This window comes from Pseudomonas gebzensis (genome assembly GCF_034427815.1).
Lineage (GTDB): Bacteria > Pseudomonadota > Gammaproteobacteria > Pseudomonadales > Pseudomonadaceae > Aquipseudomonas.
The window spans coordinates 1-429 of record NZ_JAXQNS010000049.1; the positions used below are offsets into that span (position 1 = coordinate 1).

The following is a 429-nucleotide window of genomic DNA, read 5'->3' on the forward strand; positions in this document are numbered from 1 at the left end:
TATTCACGGTCCCGGAGCTTTGACCGACAGCAATCGTGATGTTTTGACCATTGGCCAACGTCACCACAACAGGCGAGCCGGTGACTGGAGCACCGACCGATGCGGTGTAAGTGATCACCCCACCTTCAGCAACCGAAGGCGCCGCCGTTAGCGTGACAGTGGTGGTGTCGATGGTGTCCGTAACCGCAGTGACTGCCGGCGCAGCGTTGACCGCCAGATTCTCGAAGTTGCCGCCCGTTGCACTCGTAATCTGCGCACTGACTTGGCTGGCATCGATATATGGATTATCTGCAGGCGCTGAAACGGTGACGCTGCCGGACGTTTGGTTGGCGGCGATAGTGATGACCTGGCCGTTGCTCAAGGTCACGGTCACCGGCGAACCAGCAGGGTTGGTCAGAGTGGCGGTGTAAACAATCGAACCGCCCTCGG

General features: G+C 59.2%; 1 protein-coding gene. It reads right to left on the reverse strand.

The window, feature by feature from the left end; genetic code table 11:
* On the reverse strand, positions 1–429 hold a 429-nt coding region (locus SJI00_RS22410), incomplete at both ends, for an immunoglobulin-like domain-containing protein (protein ID WP_322463864.1).